General features: G+C 66.4%; 11 protein-coding genes. 4 read left to right on the top strand and 7 right to left on the bottom strand.

Features of this window, described 5'->3' with window-relative positions; genetic code table 11:
- Positions 1 to 91 precede the first annotated feature (91 nt).
- From ACQR1D_RS25485 to ACQR1D_RS25460, 6 genes are all read right to left on the bottom strand, one after another.
- Complete coding sequence (locus ACQR1D_RS25485) at positions 92 to 3,169, bottom strand: efflux RND transporter permease subunit (RefSeq protein ID WP_434894140.1); 3,078 nt, start codon at positions 3,167 to 3,169, stop codon at positions 92 to 94.
- Positions 3,170 to 3,203: 34 nt separating this feature from the next.
- The gene (locus tag ACQR1D_RS25480) at positions 3,204 to 4,319 is read right to left on the bottom strand and encodes an efflux RND transporter periplasmic adaptor subunit (protein WP_434894139.1); all 1,116 of its coding nucleotides are present in this window, start codon (positions 4,317 to 4,319) and stop codon (positions 3,204 to 3,206) included.
- Positions 4,319 to 5,899: an efflux transporter outer membrane subunit gene (locus ACQR1D_RS25475; protein WP_434894138.1), complete on the bottom strand. Its 1,581-nt coding sequence runs from the start codon at positions 5,897 to 5,899 to the stop codon at positions 4,319 to 4,321. The genes ACQR1D_RS25480 and ACQR1D_RS25475 overlap by 1 nt, the downstream gene beginning before the upstream one ends.
- Before the next feature lie 353 nt (positions 5,900 to 6,252).
- Positions 6,253 to 7,173: a PepSY domain-containing protein gene (locus ACQR1D_RS25470; protein ID WP_434894137.1), complete on the bottom strand. Its 921-nt coding sequence runs from the start codon at positions 7,171 to 7,173 to the stop codon at positions 6,253 to 6,255.
- A gap of 244 nt (positions 7,174 to 7,417) precedes the next feature.
- Entirely contained in the window at positions 7,418 to 8,731 is a 1,314-nt protein-coding gene (dctA, locus tag ACQR1D_RS25465) for a C4-dicarboxylate transporter DctA (RefSeq protein ID WP_316218340.1), read from the bottom strand.
- Between the two features lie 46 nt (positions 8,732 to 8,777).
- Positions 8,778 to 9,749 (bottom strand): amidohydrolase family protein, encoded by a 972-nt coding sequence (locus ACQR1D_RS25460; protein ID WP_315802464.1) that lies wholly within the window; start codon positions 9,747 to 9,749, stop codon positions 8,778 to 8,780.
- 567 nt (positions 9,750 to 10,316) lie between these two features.
- Between ACQR1D_RS25460 and ACQR1D_RS25455 the strand changes: the two genes are divergently transcribed.
- From ACQR1D_RS25455 to ACQR1D_RS25445, 3 genes are all read left to right on the top strand, one after another.
- Positions 10,317 to 11,549, top strand: a complete 1,233-nt coding sequence (locus ACQR1D_RS25455) for an acetyl-CoA C-acetyltransferase (protein WP_316183264.1) — start codon at positions 10,317 to 10,319, stop codon at positions 11,547 to 11,549.
- Between the two features lie 252 nt (positions 11,550 to 11,801).
- The gene (locus tag ACQR1D_RS25450) at positions 11,802 to 13,589 is read left to right on the top strand and encodes a chloride channel protein (RefSeq protein WP_316218342.1); all 1,788 of its coding nucleotides are present in this window, start codon (positions 11,802 to 11,804) and stop codon (positions 13,587 to 13,589) included.
- Positions 13,590 to 13,670: 81 nt separating this feature from the next.
- Positions 13,671 to 14,999, top strand: coding sequence for a PQQ-dependent sugar dehydrogenase (locus ACQR1D_RS25445; protein WP_434894136.1), 1,329 nt, complete (start codon positions 13,671 to 13,673; stop codon positions 14,997 to 14,999).
- Between the two features lie 43 nt (positions 15,000 to 15,042).
- On the opposite strand, the gene ACQR1D_RS25440 is transcribed toward ACQR1D_RS25445, so the two are convergent.
- Positions 15,043 to 15,810, bottom strand: coding sequence for a thermonuclease family protein (locus ACQR1D_RS25440; protein ID WP_315802468.1), 768 nt, complete (start codon positions 15,808 to 15,810; stop codon positions 15,043 to 15,045).
- 347 nt (positions 15,811 to 16,157) lie between these two features.
- Between ACQR1D_RS25440 and ACQR1D_RS25435 the strand changes: the two genes are divergently transcribed.
- On the top strand, positions 16,158 to 17,195 hold the full coding sequence (locus ACQR1D_RS25435) for a S1C family serine protease (protein WP_316218344.1): 1,038 nt from the start codon (positions 16,158 to 16,160) through the stop codon (positions 17,193 to 17,195).
- Positions 17,196 to 17,773 lie beyond the last annotated feature (578 nt).

Genomic DNA, 17,773 nt, shown 5'->3' with positions numbered 1-17,773 from the left:
TATCGTTTACGTATATCGTTTGTCAATGCCGGGCTGCTCGATTGTCGGGTCTTCGCCTAAGCTTCTGATATTTCGTTGTTTTGTAAGCCGTTTAAGGAGCGGCTGTCGCCCCGGCAGCCTGGGCCGGCGTCTCGTGCGCCGTACCCCGATGGGCGATCAGCGCATAGGCGACGGGGACCACGAACAGCGTGAACAGGGTGCCGATGGCGAGCCCGGTGGCGATCACCAGCCCCATGTTGAAGCGCGACACCGCGCCGGCGCCGCTCGCGGCGATCAGCGGGATCACGCCGAGCACCATCGCCGCCGTGGTCATCAGGATCGGGCGCAGGCGGACGGTGGCCGCCGCGATGATGGCCTCGGTGCGGTCCTTGCCGTGTTCGCGGAGCTCGTTGGCGACCTCCACCATCAGGATGCCGTGCTTGCTGACGAGGCCCATCAAGGTGACGAGGCCGACCTGGGTGTAGATGTTGATGCTGGCGCCGCCGATGCCGAGGCTGATGAAGATCAGCGCGCCCGCCAGCGACATCGGCACCGACACCAGGATGATGACCGGATCGACGAAGCTGTTGAACAGCGCGGCGAGCGCCAGGAAGATGATGATCAGCGCGAACACGAAGGTCGTGACGAAGCCGCCGGATTCCTGCATCAGCTGCCGCGACGCGCCGCCATAGTCGATCGAGTAGCCCGAGGGCAGCGACTTCGCGATCTCCTTCAGGGTGGCGAGCGCGTCACCCATCGCGATGCCCGGCATCGCCACGCCGGAGATGGTCGCCGCGTTGATCTGCTGGAAGTGATTGAGCGACTCAGGAATGGTCTTGCGCTCGAGCCGGGCCACGGTCGACAGCGGCACCATGGCATTGCCGCTGGTGCGGATCGAATAGTCGAGCAGCTGCGTGTCGGTCAGGCGGTCGTTCTGCCGGACCTGCGGGATCACCTTGTAGGAGCGGCCCTCCAGGCTGAAATAGTCGAGATAATTGCCGCCGAGCATGGTCGCGAGCGCGCCGCCGAGATCGCTCATCTTGAGGCCGAGATCGGCGGCCTTGTCGCGGTCGAACACCACGGTGGTCTGCGGCTTGTCGATCTTCAGGTCGCTGTCGAGGAAGATGAACCTGCCGCTCGCCAGCGCCTTGGTCATGAAATCCCGCGACACGTCGTTGAGCTCGTTGAAGGCCCCCGTGGTGCCGATCACGAACTGGACCGGCAGGCCGTTGCTGCCCGGCAGCGGCGAGGGCTGGAACGCCACCGAGCGCGCGCCGGCGATGCCGTTCAGGAGCTGCTGGAATTCCGGCTGCAGGGTCTTGGTCGTCGCCTTGCGCTGATCCCACGGCTTCAGCACCCAGCCGCCGATCACCTGCGTCGAGGTGTCGATCTGGAACACGGTGCGCGTCTCCGGCCGCTGGGCAATGAGGCCGTACAGTTGCTGGCCGTAGAACTGGCGCTGCTCGAGCGTGGCCGAGGGCGCGGAATTCGTCAGCGACAGCACGATGCCCTGGTCCTCGTCCGGCGCGAGCTCGCTGGTGGAGCTGACATAGAGCCAGGGGATCATCGCGAGCAGCAGCAGCGCGAACACCACGACCACCGGCTTGGTCGAGAACACGCTTTCGAGCCCGCGGCGATAGCCATGCGCGAGCCGTTCGAGCACATGGTCGATCGTTCTCACCAGCCGCGCCTCGAGGGTGGTGGCGTCGCGCTCGGTCCGGCGCAGCAGCCAGGCGCAGTTCATCGGCGACAAGGTCAGGGCGATCACCGCCGAGACGGTGACGGCGCCGGCCAGCGTGAAGGCGAATTCGGTGAACAGCGCGCCGGTGAGGCCGCCCTGGAAGCCGACGGGCACGTACACCGCAATCAGAACCACGGTCATCGCGATGATCGGGCTCGCCAGCGTCCGCGCCGACTGGATCGCCGCCTCGACCGGCGGCACGCCCTCGTCGATCAGGCGGTGCACGCTCTCGACCACGATGATGGCGTCGTCGACGACGAGGCCGATCGCGAGCACCAGCGCCAGCAAGGTCAGCAGGTTGATGGAGAAGCCCATCAGCAGCATCAGGCCGAAGGTGCCGATCAACGACAGCGGAATGGCGATCACCGGGATCAGCACCGAGCGCCACGAGCCTAAGAACATGAAGACCACGACGATCACGATCCCGATGGCCTCCACCAGCGTGTGGATCACCTCGTCGATCGACGAGTTCACGAAGTCGGTGGAGTCGTAGAGGATCTCGCTGGTGATGCCGTTCGGCAATTGCCGCTGCAGCTCCGGATAGACCGCCTTCACGCCGTTGATGACGTCGAGCAGGTTCGCGGTCGGCGCCACCTGGACGCCGATATAGACCGCGGTCTTGCCGTTGAAACGCGTCGCGCTGTCGTAGTCGTCATTGCCGAGCGTGACATTGGCGACGTCGCGCAGGCGGATGATGGCGCCATTGACCTGCTTGACGACGAGGTTGCGGTATTGCTCCAGCGAATGCAGGTTGGTCGCGGCGGCGAGGTCGACCTGCACGAGGCGGCCCTTGGTGGTGCCGAGCCCGGAGATGTAGTCGTTGCCCGACAGCGCCGTCGACACGTCGGTCGCCGTCAGGCCATAGGCCGCGAGCTTGTCGGGATCGAGCCAGGCGCGCAGCGCGAACTTCTTGGCGCCGAGCAATTCGGCGGTCTGCACGCCGGAGACCGCCTGCAGCTTCGGCTGAACCACGCGCGTCAGATAGTCGGTGATCTGGTTCGGCGCCAGCACGTCGCTGGCGAAGCCGATATACATCGCGTCGATGGTCTGTCCGACCTTCAGGGTCAGGGTCGGCTGCTGCGTGCCGGTCGGCAACTGGTTCAGCACCGAGTTCACCTTGGCGTTGATCTCGGTCATCGCCTTGCCGGAATCGTAGTTGAGCCGCAGGTTCACCGTGATGGTGCTGCTGCCGGTGACGCTGGTCGACGTCATGTAGTCGATGCCGTTGGCCTGGGCGATCGCATTCTCCAGCGGCGTGGTGATGAAGCCGGCGATGATATCGCTATCGGCGCCGGCATAGGCCGTGCTGACCGTGACGATGGCGTTCTGCGTGCGCGGATATTGCAGGATGGCGAGCGTCGTCATCGAACGCAGGCCGAGCACGAGGATCAGCGCGCTGACCACGAGCGCCAGCACCGGCCGACGGATGAAGATGTCTGTGAAGCGCATGGGCGGGCTCTGAAGGTCGGAGGCTTTTCGCGAATTACTGATCGACGACGTCAGGCGCGGCCTCAGCGACCGGGACGTGCGAGTTGTCGATTCTCACCGGGCTGCCGTTGCGCAGCTTGATCTGGCCCGCGATCACCACCGTCTCGCCCGGCTTGATGCCGTCGGTGATCGCGATCCGGTCGCCCTTGGCCGGCTTGCTCTTGACGAAGGTCTGCCGCGCCTTGCCCTGGCCGTCCTTGAGATCGTCGACGACATAGACGAGGTCGCCGTAGGGATTGCTGACGACAGCCGTCAGCGGCAGGGTGACGAGCTGCTCGGGCTGTCCGGTCGCGATCTCGACCTTGGCGAACATGCCCGGCAGCAGCCGTGCCGCCTCGTTGTGCAGCGTGGCGCGGACCTGGACGTTGCGGCTGGTGGAATCGACCTTGGCGTTGATGGCCGAGATCTGGCCGGCGAAACGCTCGGCAGGGAAGGCATCGACCACGATGGTGATGTCCTGGCCGATGCGGATGTCGGCGAGCGATTGTTGCGGCAGATAGAAGTCGACGAAGATGGGATCGAGGCTCTGCAAGGTCACGATGGTGGTGCCCGCGCTGAGAAATTGTCCGAGATCGACGGCGCGGATGCCGAGCCGGCCGGCGAACGGCGCCTTCAGGGTCTTCTGCTCGACGACCGCCTTCTGCTGCGCGACCAGGGCCTGCGCGTTCTTCAGGTTGGCGCGGTCGCTGTCGAGCGTGGCCTGGCTGACGGCATTGAACTTGATCTGCTCCTCGTCGCGCTTGACGACGATGGCGTTGTTCTCGGCGGTCGCCTGCAGCGATTGCAGCTTGGCGACGTCGTCGGTGGCGACCAGTTGCAGCAGGGACTGGCCGGATTCGACGGCATCACCCGAATTGAACTGGATGCTCTGTACAATGCCCGAGACCTGCAGCGACAGATCCGCTCCGTTGACGGCGCGCAGCGAGCCGACCGCGGTGAGATTGGAGCGCCACGGCGCGGTCGCCGCGACCGTGGTCGAGATCGTCTGCGGCGGGTTCGCCATGGCGCCGATCGCCTTGGCGATCATGACGCCCTTGAAGGTCTGGAAGCCGTACAGGCCGCCGAACAGAGCGGCCATGGCGGCCAGCATGATGACCATGCGCTTCTTCATTACATTGCTTCCTGGGTCGTACGATTGGGACCGGCGAAATAGCCGGGATTGGCGCGCGGCAGCGCCGCCGGTGTCTCGTCCTGCCGATTCCACCAGCCGCCGCCGAGCGCCTGGAACAGCGCCGCGGTGTCGGTGAAGCGCGTGGCCTGCGACTTGATGCGGGAGACCCGGGCGTTGAGATAGGATTGCTGCGCGGTGATGACGTTGGCGTAGGGAACGGCGCCGGTCCTGAACTGCTCGACCGACATTGCAAGGCTGTCGGCCGTGGCCTTCTCGGCGGCGGCCTGCGCCTTCAGCGCCTCGGCGTCGTACTGGATGGCGCGCAGCGAATCCGCGACGTTCTGGAACGCCGTGATGACCGTGCTCTTGTAGAGCGACAGGTCCTGCTCGAACGTCGCGACGTCGGCTTCCTTGGTGTGATACAGCGTGCCGCCGTCGAGCAGCTTCTGGCTGACGCTCGAGGCGGCATCCCACACCAGCGTCGTCGGCGAGAACAGCCGCTCCGGCCCGCTCGCGCCGTAGCTGCCGGACAGCGTCACCTGCGGCAGCAGGTTGGCGATCCCGACGCCGACGGTCGCGGTCGCCTGGTGCAGGGTCGCCTCGGCCTGCCGGATGTCGGGACGCTGACGGACGAGCGAAGAGGGCAGCGAGACCGGCAGCTTGCGCGGCAGTTTCAGCTCCGCGAGCGTCACGTGCTCGCCGCGGTCCTGGCTGGGCAGCCGGCCGAGATAGGCCATCAACTGGTTGCGCTGCTGTGCCAGCTGCTTCTGCAGCGGCGCCAGGGTCGCCTTGGCCTGCGCCAGCGTCGCCTCCTGCGCCAGCACGTCGGATTTTGAGATCGCGCCGACGTCAAACTGGCGCTGGATGCGGCCGAGCTGATCGGTCTCGGCCTTGATGATCTCCTCGGTCGCCGTGATCTGGTCGCGCAGCGAGGCGTCGGTGATCGCGGCGGTCACGACATTGGCGGTCAGCGCGAGATACGTCGCCTCCATCTTGAATCCCTGATAGTCGGCCTGGGCCTGCAGCGCCTCGACCTGGCGCCGCGTGCCGCCCCACAGGTCGAGGGCGTAGCTGACGCTCACCGAGGCGCCGTAGAGCGTGTAGAGCGAGGTCTGGCCGGGCCATTGTCCCTGCTGCGTGGTGGAGGCCTGGGCGCGCTCGGCCGAGCCGCTCGCGCTCACCTGCGGAAACAGCGCGCCCTGCTGCGACAGCGCATTTTCGCGCGCGGCACGCAGCGCCAATTGCGCGGCCTCGATGTCCGGATGATTGCGAATCGCCTCCTCGACGAAGGCGTTGATCCGCCGGGAATGAAACAGTGCCCACCAGGTGCCCGGCAGGTCGCTTCCCGGCGCGAAGCTCTGCGCATTGCCGCCCGGCGTCGTGGCGCTGGCGGTCGCGGCGAGGCGGTGCTCGGTCACGTAGCCGGTTGTGGCCGGCGCATCGGGGGCCAAGAAGTCCGGGCCGACAGCACACGACGCGAGCAGCACGCCGCAGCCGAGCAGGCCGAGCGGCAGAGGCCATGCGCTGCGTCTCGGGACGGGTCCCGAACAGGCGGGAAACAAATGGACATCATCAGACATGAAACTAAACCGTTTCGTTTTCTGCTGCTGACGATGCTTGGCAGTACCGATCTGGTCAAGTCACGTTGATGACAGGACGGGCTTACTCACAGCTTGACGTCTCGCGCACTGTCGGTGCCCGCCTGCGCCGGACGCGAATGACAGTTCTGAGACGAACGCCGAGAACGCCGCTGCTCGTCGCGTATTGGCGAGGGCCGACGTCGCTCGTCACAATGATCGGGAACGTTCTGCTGCCGGGCCCGCGTTCTCCGGGCCAGGCCGCGGCGACGAACCGGGCCGCGCAGATCGCGCAGAAGGTCGTAATTGGAAGCCGGCCCGCAGGGCGGGCCGGCTCCATGCGATGATCGCAATCGTCAGGACGGCATCGAGGATGCCACGGCGGTCTTCGCCGGCACGTCGCGCGCGCGGCTCGGGCGCCGCAGCCGGCGCTGCGTCCAGATCAACACGCCGGTGACCAGCAGCGCGAACAACGCGACCGAGATCAGAATGTTGGCCGCGCTTCCGATCAGAGACCAGTTGCCTTCGTGCAGCAGGCGCGGCCAGTTGCGCGGCAATGCGGAGAGCCCGTCGGACGTGACCGCATAGGCCCTGAGCTCATCGTCCTCGATGATCCTCGCCATCATCCGCCCGCCGCGATTGCCGATCGAGTTCACCGACGACAGGTCGTGGTCCCTGGAGGCGATGCTGACGGCCTCAGGCAGCGAGATGCGCTTGGCCGCTGCGGGCGGCGCGCTGCCTGCGAAGGTGAGGCCGAGCTCGAGGCAGAGTCCGGTGAGCGGGCTGAGCAAAATCAGCGGCAGCGTGAACCAGGCCGTGCCCTTGTGCCAGCCGGACAGCGTGTTGCGTAGCCGCGGCAGTCCCATCAGGATGCCGATGATCATGATGCCGACCATGGCGACGGTCGAGATCAGGGTGAGGCCGGGGATTCCGATCAGATGCTCGTGGGTCCTGCGCGCCCACGAGAAGACGCTGGCCATCGCCGGCCTCTCGACCGCGGCGCCGGTCGTCATGTCGACCTCGGTGCCTGGCGCCCCCTGCAAGGTCAGGTGCTGCATGGAGGCGTCGATTGACAGGCCGCGTGCCTTGCCGTCGGGATCGTACTGCTTGATCAGCGCGACCACGCGCGCCGGATCGACGCTGTGCGGCTTGACGGCGGCGACCTGTGCCATCGGCTCGAAGGAGAGGATCATCCCGGTCACGATGATGACAAGCAATGGCAGCGCGAAGACGAGGCTGATCCAACGGTGAAGTTTGAGCAGAAGCTGCTTGTTCATGATCGTCTCCGATTGATCGTCTCGCGCACGGTGTCATGCGGGACCGGTGGTCCTCAGGCGCTTGCTCCGTGAACGTTTCTGATCGTTCTTGCTGGACGACGCGGGGATATCGACACGTCGTCCGCTGCGCTTCATTAGCTGAGCACAGCAGCGAGACGAAAGAAGACAACTATTAATTTTAGGTCATGCGCCGTTTGATCGGCGTCAATGCGGCGAGACTCGCTTCACGTCTGCTTCAATGATTTCAATTTGCATCAGATGCCGTCATGACGCCATCGAGCACCTCGCGCAGGCGCGTCGCGTCCAAGCCATTCTCCCACCTCGCGATGACGATGGTGGCGACCGCGTTACCTATCAGGTTCGTCGGCGTCAGCCCCTGCGACATCAGCCGGTGAATGCCGAGCACCAAGGCGACACTGGCGACCGGAATCGTTCCGGTCGCGGCCAGCGTTGCGGCCAGCACGACGAAAGCGGCGCCCGCGATGCCGGCTGCGCCCTTCGATGTCACCAGCAGGATCAGCAGCAGCCCGATCTGGTGACTGACGTCGAGATGCGTGTTGGTCGCCTGCGCCAGGAACACCGCGGCGGTGGCGAGGTAGAGGCAGGTGCCGTCGAGATTGAACGAATAGCCGGTGGGGATGACGAGACCGACGATGCTGCGTTCGCAGCCGGCGGCTTCGAGCTTCGCCAGCATGCGCGGCAGCACGGTCTCCGATGACGTGGTGGCGATGCAGACCAGCACCTCGTCCCTGAGGTAGCGGATCAGCTTCCACAGGCTGAAGCCGGTGAAGGCGGCGATCGGTCCGAGCACGGCGGCGATGAAGATCAGGCAGGTCAGGTAGAAGCTGCCGAGCAGCAGGCCGAGCTTGGCGAGCGAGCCGATGCCGAACTTGCCGACGGTGAAGGCGATTGCCCCGAAGGCGCCGAGCGGCGCTGCCCACATCACGATCCGGACGACGCCGAAGATCATCTGCCCGGCGACCTCGATCACGTCCGTCACCGGCTTGGCGCGATCGCCGAGCCAGATCAGCGCAAAGCCTGACATCACCGAGATGAACAGCACCTGCAGGATATTGCCCTCGGCAAAGGCGCCAACGAAGGTCTGCGGGATGATGTTGAGCAGGAACGGCACAAAGCCGACCGCAGCGGTCTGCTTGACATAGGGCTCGATCGTTGCGGAGTTGATCGTCGCCGGGTCGACGTTCATGCCGACGCCGGGTTGAAACAGGTTCACCGCGGTCAAGCCGATGATCAGCGCCAGCGTCGTGATGGCCTCGAAATAGATCAGCGCCTTGATCGCGACGCGGCCGACCTTGGCCATGTCGGCCATGTGGGCGATGCCGTTGACCACCGTGCAGAAGATGATCGGCGCGATCAGCATCCGGATCGCCTTGATGAAGGCGTCGCCGAGCGGCTGCATCTGGGCGCCGAGATCCGGCTTGATGGCACCGAGCAGGATGCCCGCTGCCATCGCGATCATGACCTGGACCCAAAGCTCCTTCCACCAGCCTCGGCGGGCGCCTGGCTTGCTGTCGGCGGTGAGGGTCGTGGCGGTCATGATCGGTCCTGTCGCTGAAAGGTTCGAAGTCGCAGCTGGCGGTGACTCAGCTCTTGGGCTCGAACTTGAACAGCCGTTCGGGATTGCTGACAAGCAGCTTTCGCTGCATGGCCGGATCCGGGGCGTAGAGTGGGATCAGATCGACCAGATCGCCGTCATTGGGCATGATCTTGACGTTCGGATGCGGCCAGTCGGTGCCCCAGATGACGCGATCCGGCGCGTTGTCGATCAGCTTGCGGGCGAACGGGACCGCGTCGTGGAATGGGGGGCCGGAGGCCGAAGCGCGCTCGGGACCGGTGATCTTGATCCAGCACTTGTCGTCGCTCGCCTGCAGGTCGAGCAGCGCCTTGAACCCGGCATCGTCGATCCCCTTGGCGGCGCTGATCGTGCCCATGTGGTCGATCACATAGGTGACCGGCAGCGCCTTCAGGATCGGCACGAATTCCTGGATCGTTCCGGCCTCGAGATAAATGTCGACGTGCCAGCCGATCGCCGCGACGCGGTCCACCAGGCTGCGGAAGACGTTCATGTCGCCGACGCCGCCGAGGCGGCGGAGGAAGGCGAACCGGCAGGCGCAGATGCCGGCCTTGCCGAGCGCCGCGAGGTCGGCATCGGACATCGCCGCATTGATGTTGGCGACGCCCTTGTAGTTGCCGTTGCTCTGCGCGATCGCATCGGTCACGACCCGATTGTCGGTGCCGTGGACGGTGGCGTTGACGATGACGGCGCGCTCGACGCCGATCTTGGCGTGCAGCGCCCGGAACATCTCCAGCGATGCGTCGGGCGGCGTGTAGGGGCGGGTGGGCGAGAACGGATAGGTCGCGGCCGGTCCGAAGATATGGGTGTGGGTATCGACGCTGCCCGGTGGCGCCCTGAAGCTTGGGGTCTTCGGTGCCGGATCCGGCCCGGCGATGTTGGGGATCTTGGCCTCTTCGGCGGAGAGTTGCGCGGGGACCGCGCCGAGCACGCTCGCCGCTCCCAGTCCGGCCATGGTGGCCAGCAGGTCTCGTCTCAACATCAGAGCGTCCTCCTCGGGATGGCCGCGGTCACGGCAGGCGTCGCTTGCCAGGCGCCGGCATCGTTCGTGTTTGCTATCGTCACGCCACAATGGCGAGGTCAGGCGACATTTCAACGTGGCGTCGTGATCATGAGTGCTCCGGATCCGGAGCCGGCGGATCGCTGTGATCCCGGTCGTTCCCGATCGAGGATCTTGCAGCCTCTGCGGCACGACAAGAAGCATTGGGTGAACGGACAGTTCGCTTGCTTGGACAATGCTCCGCAGTCCAACTGCCAACGTTGCCGAGACCCTCCGTTCGAGCTGCGTTGCAGCGCGGCTGGGCGAGATCGGCTGCTCTTCAACCAGTCTGCGAGAAGGCCGCGTGAGCGCGCCGATCCGCGGAATTGTTCGTGCGACGGAAAGGTGAGTTGCATCAACGCCATGGCGTGCGTTTTGGTCATGCGCCGGCAGCTTCAAGCGCCGTTGTGAAGACCGCATGCGCAATGCTATGCGACAACAAAGAGAGCGTGCGGCCGCCGAGACGCTGCGCGCTGTCAGCGCACAGCAACATCGGGCAAAGGAAACACCATGGTCGACGCGCTCATCATCGATGCCTGCAGGACGCCGCGCGGTATCGGCAAGGCCGGCAAGGGCGCGCTCGCCGGGCTGCATCCGCAGCATCTCGGCGCCACCGTGCTGCGTGCGCTGGCCGAGCGCACCGGCATCGACACCGGCGATGTCGACGACATCATCTGGGGCTGCTCGTCGCAGCGCGGCCCGCAGAGCGGCGACCTCGGCCGCATGTCGGCGCTCGATGCCGGCTACGACATCCGCGCCTCCGGCGTCACGCTCGACCGCTTCTGCGGCTCCGGCATCACCAGCGTCAACATCGCCGCCGCCTCGATCATGGCAGGGCAGGAGGATCTCGTCGTCGCCGGCGGCTGCGAGATGATGTCGATGGAGGGCCGGCGCGGCGAGGGGCCGCTGATGATGGATGCCGGCAATCTGCATCTGCGCGCGCTGCACCCGCAGTCGCACCAGGGCGTCTGTGCCGACGCCATCGCCACGATGGAAGGCATCACCCGCGCCGACGTCGACGCGCTCGGGCTGGAGAGCCAGAAGCGCGCGGCGGCGGCGATCGCTGCCGGCCACTTCAAGAAGAGCCTGGTGCCGGTACGCCGCGAGGACGGCAGCCTCGCGCTCGACCACGAAGAATATCCCAGGCCGCAGACCACGGCGGAGGCGCTCGCCGGGCTGAAGCCGGCGTTTCCGGCGATCGCCGACTACGCGCTTGACGAGAAGGGCACGACCTATCGCAACCTGATCCTGCAGCGCTATCCCGACCTCGAGATCGACTTCGTCCATCACGCCGGCAACTCCTCGGGCGTGGTCGACGGTGCGGCAGCGATCCTGCTGGCGTCGCCGTCTTATGCCAAGGCTCATGGTCTGAAGCCGCGGGCACGCGTCGTGGCGATGGCCAACATGGGCGACGACCCGACCCTGATGCTGAACGCCCCGGTGCCGGCGACGCGCAAGGTGCTGGCCAAGGCCGGGCTCAAGCTTGATGACATCGACCTGTTCGAGATCAACGAGGCGTTCGCCGTCGTCGCCGAGAAGTACATCCGCGACCTCAAGCTCGATCGCGCCAAGGTCAATGTGAACGGCGGCTCGATCGCGCTCGGACATCCGATCGGCGCCACCGGCTCCATCCTGATCGGGACGCTGCTCGACGAACTCGAGCGGCGCGATCTCAAGCGCGGCCTGGTCACGATGTGCGCGGCCGGTGGCATGGCACCCGCGATCATCATCGAGCGGGTCTGAACGGTCGATCTCCTCGATTTGAGTTGCACGCGCCCGTTGCGGAGTCTCCCGTGGCGGGCGCCGTCGTTTTAAACTTGGGCTGCTTGTGACCTCAGCGGTGCCGCGCGGAGGCGTAGGATCGCGCGGGCCGCGGCGGTTCCACTTTCCGGACCGGTCAACCACGTTTCGACTGGACAGGAATTCGCGCTTGTTCCGCTAGTTGCGACAGGTTATTGCCACGGCGAGGCCTCATCGTAGAAGAAATGGCTCTCCGTGCTGTCGACGCTGTCGCATATCATCGATCGCAAGGCTTCGAACCGGGTGGTCACGCGGCTGCGGGCCCTGCTGCGCAGCAACGAGTTCTACCTGATACCGCTGGCGCTGGTGATCGGCGTCGCGACGGGTGCGATCGTGACGGTGATGAGCCTGATCGCGCAGGTCGCGCATGTGGTCATCTATGGCATTCCGATCGATGTCCGGCTCAGCGCTCATACCTGGGTCAACCCGGCGGTCGCGCTGATCGCACCCGCCTGCGGCGGCCTCGCGCTCGGGATCATGGAATGGCTGCGGCGGCGCTGGAAGATCGCCGCCGCGGTCGACCCCGTCGAGGCCAATGCGCTGCGCGGCGGACGGCTGTCGATGCGGGACAGCATCGTGGTGAGCGGCCAGACCCTGGTCTCCAACGGCTCCGGCGCGTCGGTCGGGCTTGAGGCCGGCTACACCCAGATCGGCGCCGGCGTCGCCTCGCTGCTCGGGCAGTATCTCACACTCCGCCGCAACGATCTGCGCCTCATCCTCGGCTGCGGTGCGGCGGCAGCCATTGCGGCCGCCTTCGGCGCGCCGATCACCGGCGCGTTCTATGCCTGTGAGCTGATCGTCGGCGTCTACTCCGTGGGCAGCGCGGCGCCGATTCTGGCGGCGTCGCTGGCAGGTGCGCTGACCTCGCAATATCTCGCCGGCGCGCCGTATTCGCTGGAGATCGCCAAGGTCGGCGCGGTCGGCTTCGAGCAATACATCGCGCTGTTCGTGCTGGCGCTCCTCGTCGCCGGCATCGGCATCGTGGTGATGCGCGCCTCGCCGGCGGTCGAGCGGCTGTTCGTCCGCATCCCGGTCTGGCTGCGCCCGGTGATCGGCGGGGTCTGTGTCGGCGCCATGGCGATCGTGACGCCGCAGGTGCTGGCGGCTGGCCACGGCGCGATGCTGCTCGATCTGCATCGCGAGATGGCGGTCGGCATGATCGCCACCATCATCGTGCTCAAGCTCGCCGCCTGCCTGATCTCGCTGGCCTCGGGCTTCCGCGGCGGTCTGTTCTTCGCCTCGCTGTTCGTCGGCAGCCTGCTCGGCAAGCTGTTTGCGGGACTGCTCGCGCTGGCCGGCCTCGGGCTCGCGATCGACCCGCTGGTGGCGATGCTCACCGGCATGGCGACGCTCGGTGTCGCCATCGTCGGCGGGCCGCTGACGATGTCGTTCCTGGTGCTGGAAATGACCCGCAGCGTCGACGTCACGGCCGTCGTGCTGGGCGCCTGCATCGTGACGTCGGTGTGCGTCCGCGTCCTGTTCGGCCACTCGTTCTCGACCTGGCGACTGCATCTGCGCGGCGAGACCATCCGCAGCGCCAATGACGTCGGTTGGCTGCGCAACCTCACGGTCGAGCGGCTGATGCGCTCCGACGTCGCCAAGGTGCCGACCACGACCAGCATCGCGGCCTGTCGGCGCGAGTTCGCGCTGGGCACGCGCCAGGCGGTGGTGGTGGTGAACAACAGCGACGATTATTGCGGGCTGGTCTCCTTGCCCGATTTGTTCTCGGGCGAACTGGACTCCATTGCCGACGAGATCCAGGTGGTCGAGCTCGCTAAATATTTCGAGGTCGCGCTGTTGCCCGAAATGAACGTCAAGACGGCGATGAAGATCTTCGACGATTCCGGCGCGGAAGAGCTGGCGGTGCTGGAATCGGAGAACAGCCGCAAGGTGATCGGCTTCCTGACCGAGTCCTTCGCGCGCCGACGTTATGTCGAGGAGATCGACCAGGCGACGCGCGGTGTGCTCGGGGCGCTGTCGTGATCGCGTCCCATCGCCGCGACACGTGATCGCCGGTCCTCGACCGGGGTAGACTGCCGGCCGTTCGAGACGCGCGAGGACTGCATGACGAGACTGATGAGCACGGCTGTCGTGGCGACCTTGAGCGCGCTGGCGGCGACCGCCGCCGCAGCCGAACCTGCTGTGCTGAAAGGCAAGGACGCGTTCGGCAGCTGGCAGGGTGATGCACCGGGCACGATCAGGCTGATCCGCCCTGAAGACCTGCCCAAGCCCGGGGCGACGGCGTCCGCCTCGAACGTGTCCCGCGTGGTGCAACGACCGGCCTCCGCCGTGCCGAAGGTCGTCGACGGTTTCAAGGTCGCGCTGTTCGCCGAGGGGCTGAACGGGCCGCGCATCCTCCGCACCGCGCCGAATGGCGACATCTTCGTCGCCGAGACCCGGGCCGGGCGCGTCCGCGTGCTGCGCCCGAGCGAGGACGGCAGCAAGGTCGCCTCCAGCGAGATCTTTGCCGACCGTCTCGGCCATCCCTTCGGCATCGCGTTCTATCCGAGCCGCGATCCGCAATGGGTCTATGTCGCAAGCACCGAGCGCGTCATGCGCTTTCCCTATCGGGCTGGCGACATGAAGGCGTCGGCCGCGGCCCAGACGATCGCCGATCTGCCGGCCGGCTACGGCCATTCGACGCGCGATATCGTCTTCACCAGGGACGACAAGCGCATGCTGGTGTCGGTCGGCTCCGCCGGCAATGTCGGCGAAGCGCTGGGAGAGCCAGCCGGCGGAATCAGTGCCTGGATCAAGGCGCATCCGCTCGGCGCGGGCTGGGGCGGAGAGACCGACCGTGCCGGCGTGCTGGCATTCGATCCCGACGGCCAGAACCGCAGCCTGTTCGCCACCGGCATCCGCAACTGCGTCGGCCTCGCCATCCAGCCGGCAACCGGAGCGCCGTGGTGCTCGACCAACGAGCGCGACGGGCTCGGCGACGATCTGGTGCCGGATTATGTCACGCGGGTGAAGGAGGGCGGCTTCTATGGCTGGCCCTGGTACTACATCGGCGACAACCCCGACCCGCGCCATGCCGGCGAGCGCCCCGACCTGAAGGGCAGGATCACCGTGCCCGACGTGCTGCTGCAGCCGCATTCGGCCTCGCTCGGTCTGACGTTCTACGACGGAAATCTGTTTCCGCCGGAGTATCGCGGCGATGCCTTCGCCGCCGAGCACGGCTCGTGGAACCGGTCGAAGCGCACCGGCTACAAGGTGATCCGGATCAGGCTCAAGGACGGCGCGCCCACCGGCGAATACGAGGATTTCGTCACCGGATTCGTCGTCAACGATCGCGAGGTCTGGGGGCGGCCGGTCGGCGTCACCGTGGCGCGCGACGGCAGCCTGCTCATCTCCGAAGACGGCAACGGCACGATCTGGCGCGTCAGCCGCTGATGGACCAGCTGATGCGGCATTGAGAAGCACGAGCGGGCCGTCCTCACTTCTTCGGTGCGCGGCAGTTGAACGCACGGCGGAAGCCGGCGGCGCGTGCGTCGTCCTCCGAGCAGAACCAGCGGTCGGGCTCGGTGGTCGCGGGATAGCTCGGGCAGCCCTGCAAATGGTAGATGCCGATGTTGCCGGTCACGCGGGCGCGCACCGCGAACTTGCCCTTGATGCTGCAGCCCGGCGGCGCGCTCGGCGCGTCCGGGAACAGCACCGCACGGATCTCGCGGTCGCGGTCGGCGCGGCAGGCGGCGCCGAGCAGGGCGCCGTCCTTCTTGTCGGCGCGGAACTCTGAGGGCGCGACGAAGCATCCCTTCCACAGCCCGCGCACCGCCTCCTTGGCCGCGGCGACATCGTCCTTGGCGCGATACTTGATCGCCGGATCCGCGCTCATGGCGTAGCCCGCGCGCGCGACCTGTTGGTTGAGGCTGACCTTGTCGCCGTCGATGGTGCAGAGGCCGATCCTGCGGGTCTTGAGCGGCTTGTCGGGACCGAGATCGTCGCAGCGCACCGAGCGCCCGCCGATCAGCTTGCCGAGCTGCTCGCGCGCCTCGACGCCGCAGCTCCAGGAATCGGCGTGATCGTCGATGCAGAGCTGGTCGACCTCCGGCGCATCGATGCCGTCGAGCCGGAACACAGTGTCGCCGAGCTGGATCGTGTCGCCGCTGCGCACCGTGGCGCTCGCCGCCAGCGATGCGCCGGTCATGCCGGCTCCCAGCACAATGGCCCCACACAACGACAACAGCCGGTCTCGCAGCCGCATGTTTTCTCCCGCAATCAATTGCATCAAATATCCGCGTCCAGTCCTATCACATCGCTCGTGAGTCACGGCAAGTGCGGCTTGGGATCCGGCGTCTCGGCCTCATGGTTCGAGACGCACCGCCATCTGGACCGACTGCTTGGCTCATTTTGGCGTGCGGCGCTTCTCACCATGAGGGTTTGAGATATTGCCGCGCAGCCGGTCCTCGTCCTGAGGAGCCTGCCGGAGGCGGGCGTCTTGAACGACGGCCGCAAGTGCGGATCAGCTCGCCCGCCTTGCGAACGGGACAGACCGCCACCTTGCGCCGGGGCAGGCTGCTACCCATCTGAGCGGCCGAAGGAAATCTTGCCATGTTGGACTTTACCTCCGATCTCGCCGGCGACGCGCTGTCGCCGGCGCAAGCGTCGTCTGCTGCCCCGGCCGATGACCGGGCGCTGCTCGACGCCTATTCCAATGCCGTCATCGACGTCACCGAGCGCGTCGGCCCTGCGGTCGTGCGTGTCGAGACTGGCCCCAAAGCCGGCTCCCGCGCCGAGCGCGGCGGCCTCGGCTCGGGCATCGTGATCTCGCCCGACGGGCTGGTGCTGACCAACAGCCATGTGGTCGGCTCGTCGAAGGCCATCCGGCTGCGCGACGTCGAGGGCGTCGTCACCGATGCGCAGGTGCTGGGCGTCGATCCCGACACCGATCTCGCTTTGCTGCGCGCCAATCACGCGCGCGACCTGCGCTACGCCGCGCTCGGCAACTCCAAGAGCCTGCGGCGCGGCCAGCTCGTGGTCGCGATCGGCAACCCGCTCGGCTTCGAATCGACGGTGACGGCCGGCGTGGTGTCGGCGCTGGGGCGCTCGATCCGCTCGGTCTCGGGCCGCATGATCGAGGACGTCATCCAGACCGATGCGGCGCTCAACCCCGGCAATTCCGGCGGGGCGCTGGTGTCCTCGGCCGCGGAGGTGATCGGCATCAACACCGCCATCATCCAGGGGGCGCAAGGCATCTGCTTTGCGGTCGCGAGCAACACCGCGCAGTTCGTGCTGTCGGAAATCATCCGCCACGGCTATGTCCGCCGCGCCTATATCGGCGTCTCCGGGCAGACCGCGCCGGTGCCGCGGCGTCACGCGCTGCTCGCCGGCGTCGAGAACAAGATGGGCGCGCTCTTGATGCAGATCGAGCCGGATGGCCCGGCGGCGCGTGCCGGCCTGCTGCCGGGCGATGTCGTGATCAGCCTCGACGGCGCCGACATCAACGGCGTCGACGACCTGATCCGCGTGCTCGACCGCGATCGCATCGGCCGCACCGTCGCGATGGATGTGCTGCGGCTGGGAAGGCTGCGCGGCATCGACATCCACCCGGTGGAGCGCAAGCCGGCGGCGCGGCAGGCGGCTGGATAAGCTTGCTACATGAGCGCATAGTGCTGGCGACGATTGGCTCGACAAGTCGAGCTGTGTGATATAGTGCCCTCTCCCCTTGCGGGAGAGGGCATGTATAGCCTCTCCGCATACTCGTTTGGGTGAGGGGGATCTCTCCGCGATTGGCGTTTTTGGAGAGATACCCCTCACCCGACCGTCCTTGTCACACTGTCGTACATGCCCTCTCCCACAAGGGGAGAGGGCGCAGTCATCAGCATGTCGCATCTTCTCCGTCGTCAAGCGGCGCTATTGAATCCAGCTGTTGCACGGCAGAGGTGTCTCCGTTCATCTAATTCACAGTCTCAAACAGCACGGGACACGACATCTCAGCCTCGCGGCGCGTCGCGCCCGAGTTCTACATTCAATTCGCCCCTCGCAAATCATGCAGAGGGCGCAGGGAATGCCGGGTGAAGGCCTCACCCATGGCCCGCCTGCGAAAAAAATGCAGGCGGCAGGTACCACAGGCAAAGCCGAACACTCCGGCATTCCCTGCGCGACGGTCTTCACGCTTATACGCAGTCTCCCTGGTGCGCCGGGCTTGTTGGCCACCATGCCGCGAC

Source organism: Bradyrhizobium sp. HKCCYLRH2047, from assembly GCF_051168175.1.
Classification (GTDB): domain Bacteria; phylum Pseudomonadota; class Alphaproteobacteria; order Rhizobiales; family Xanthobacteraceae; genus Bradyrhizobium.
The sequence above is the reverse complement of the archived record's forward strand: the minus strand, read 5'-3'. Positions and strand labels throughout refer to the sequence as shown.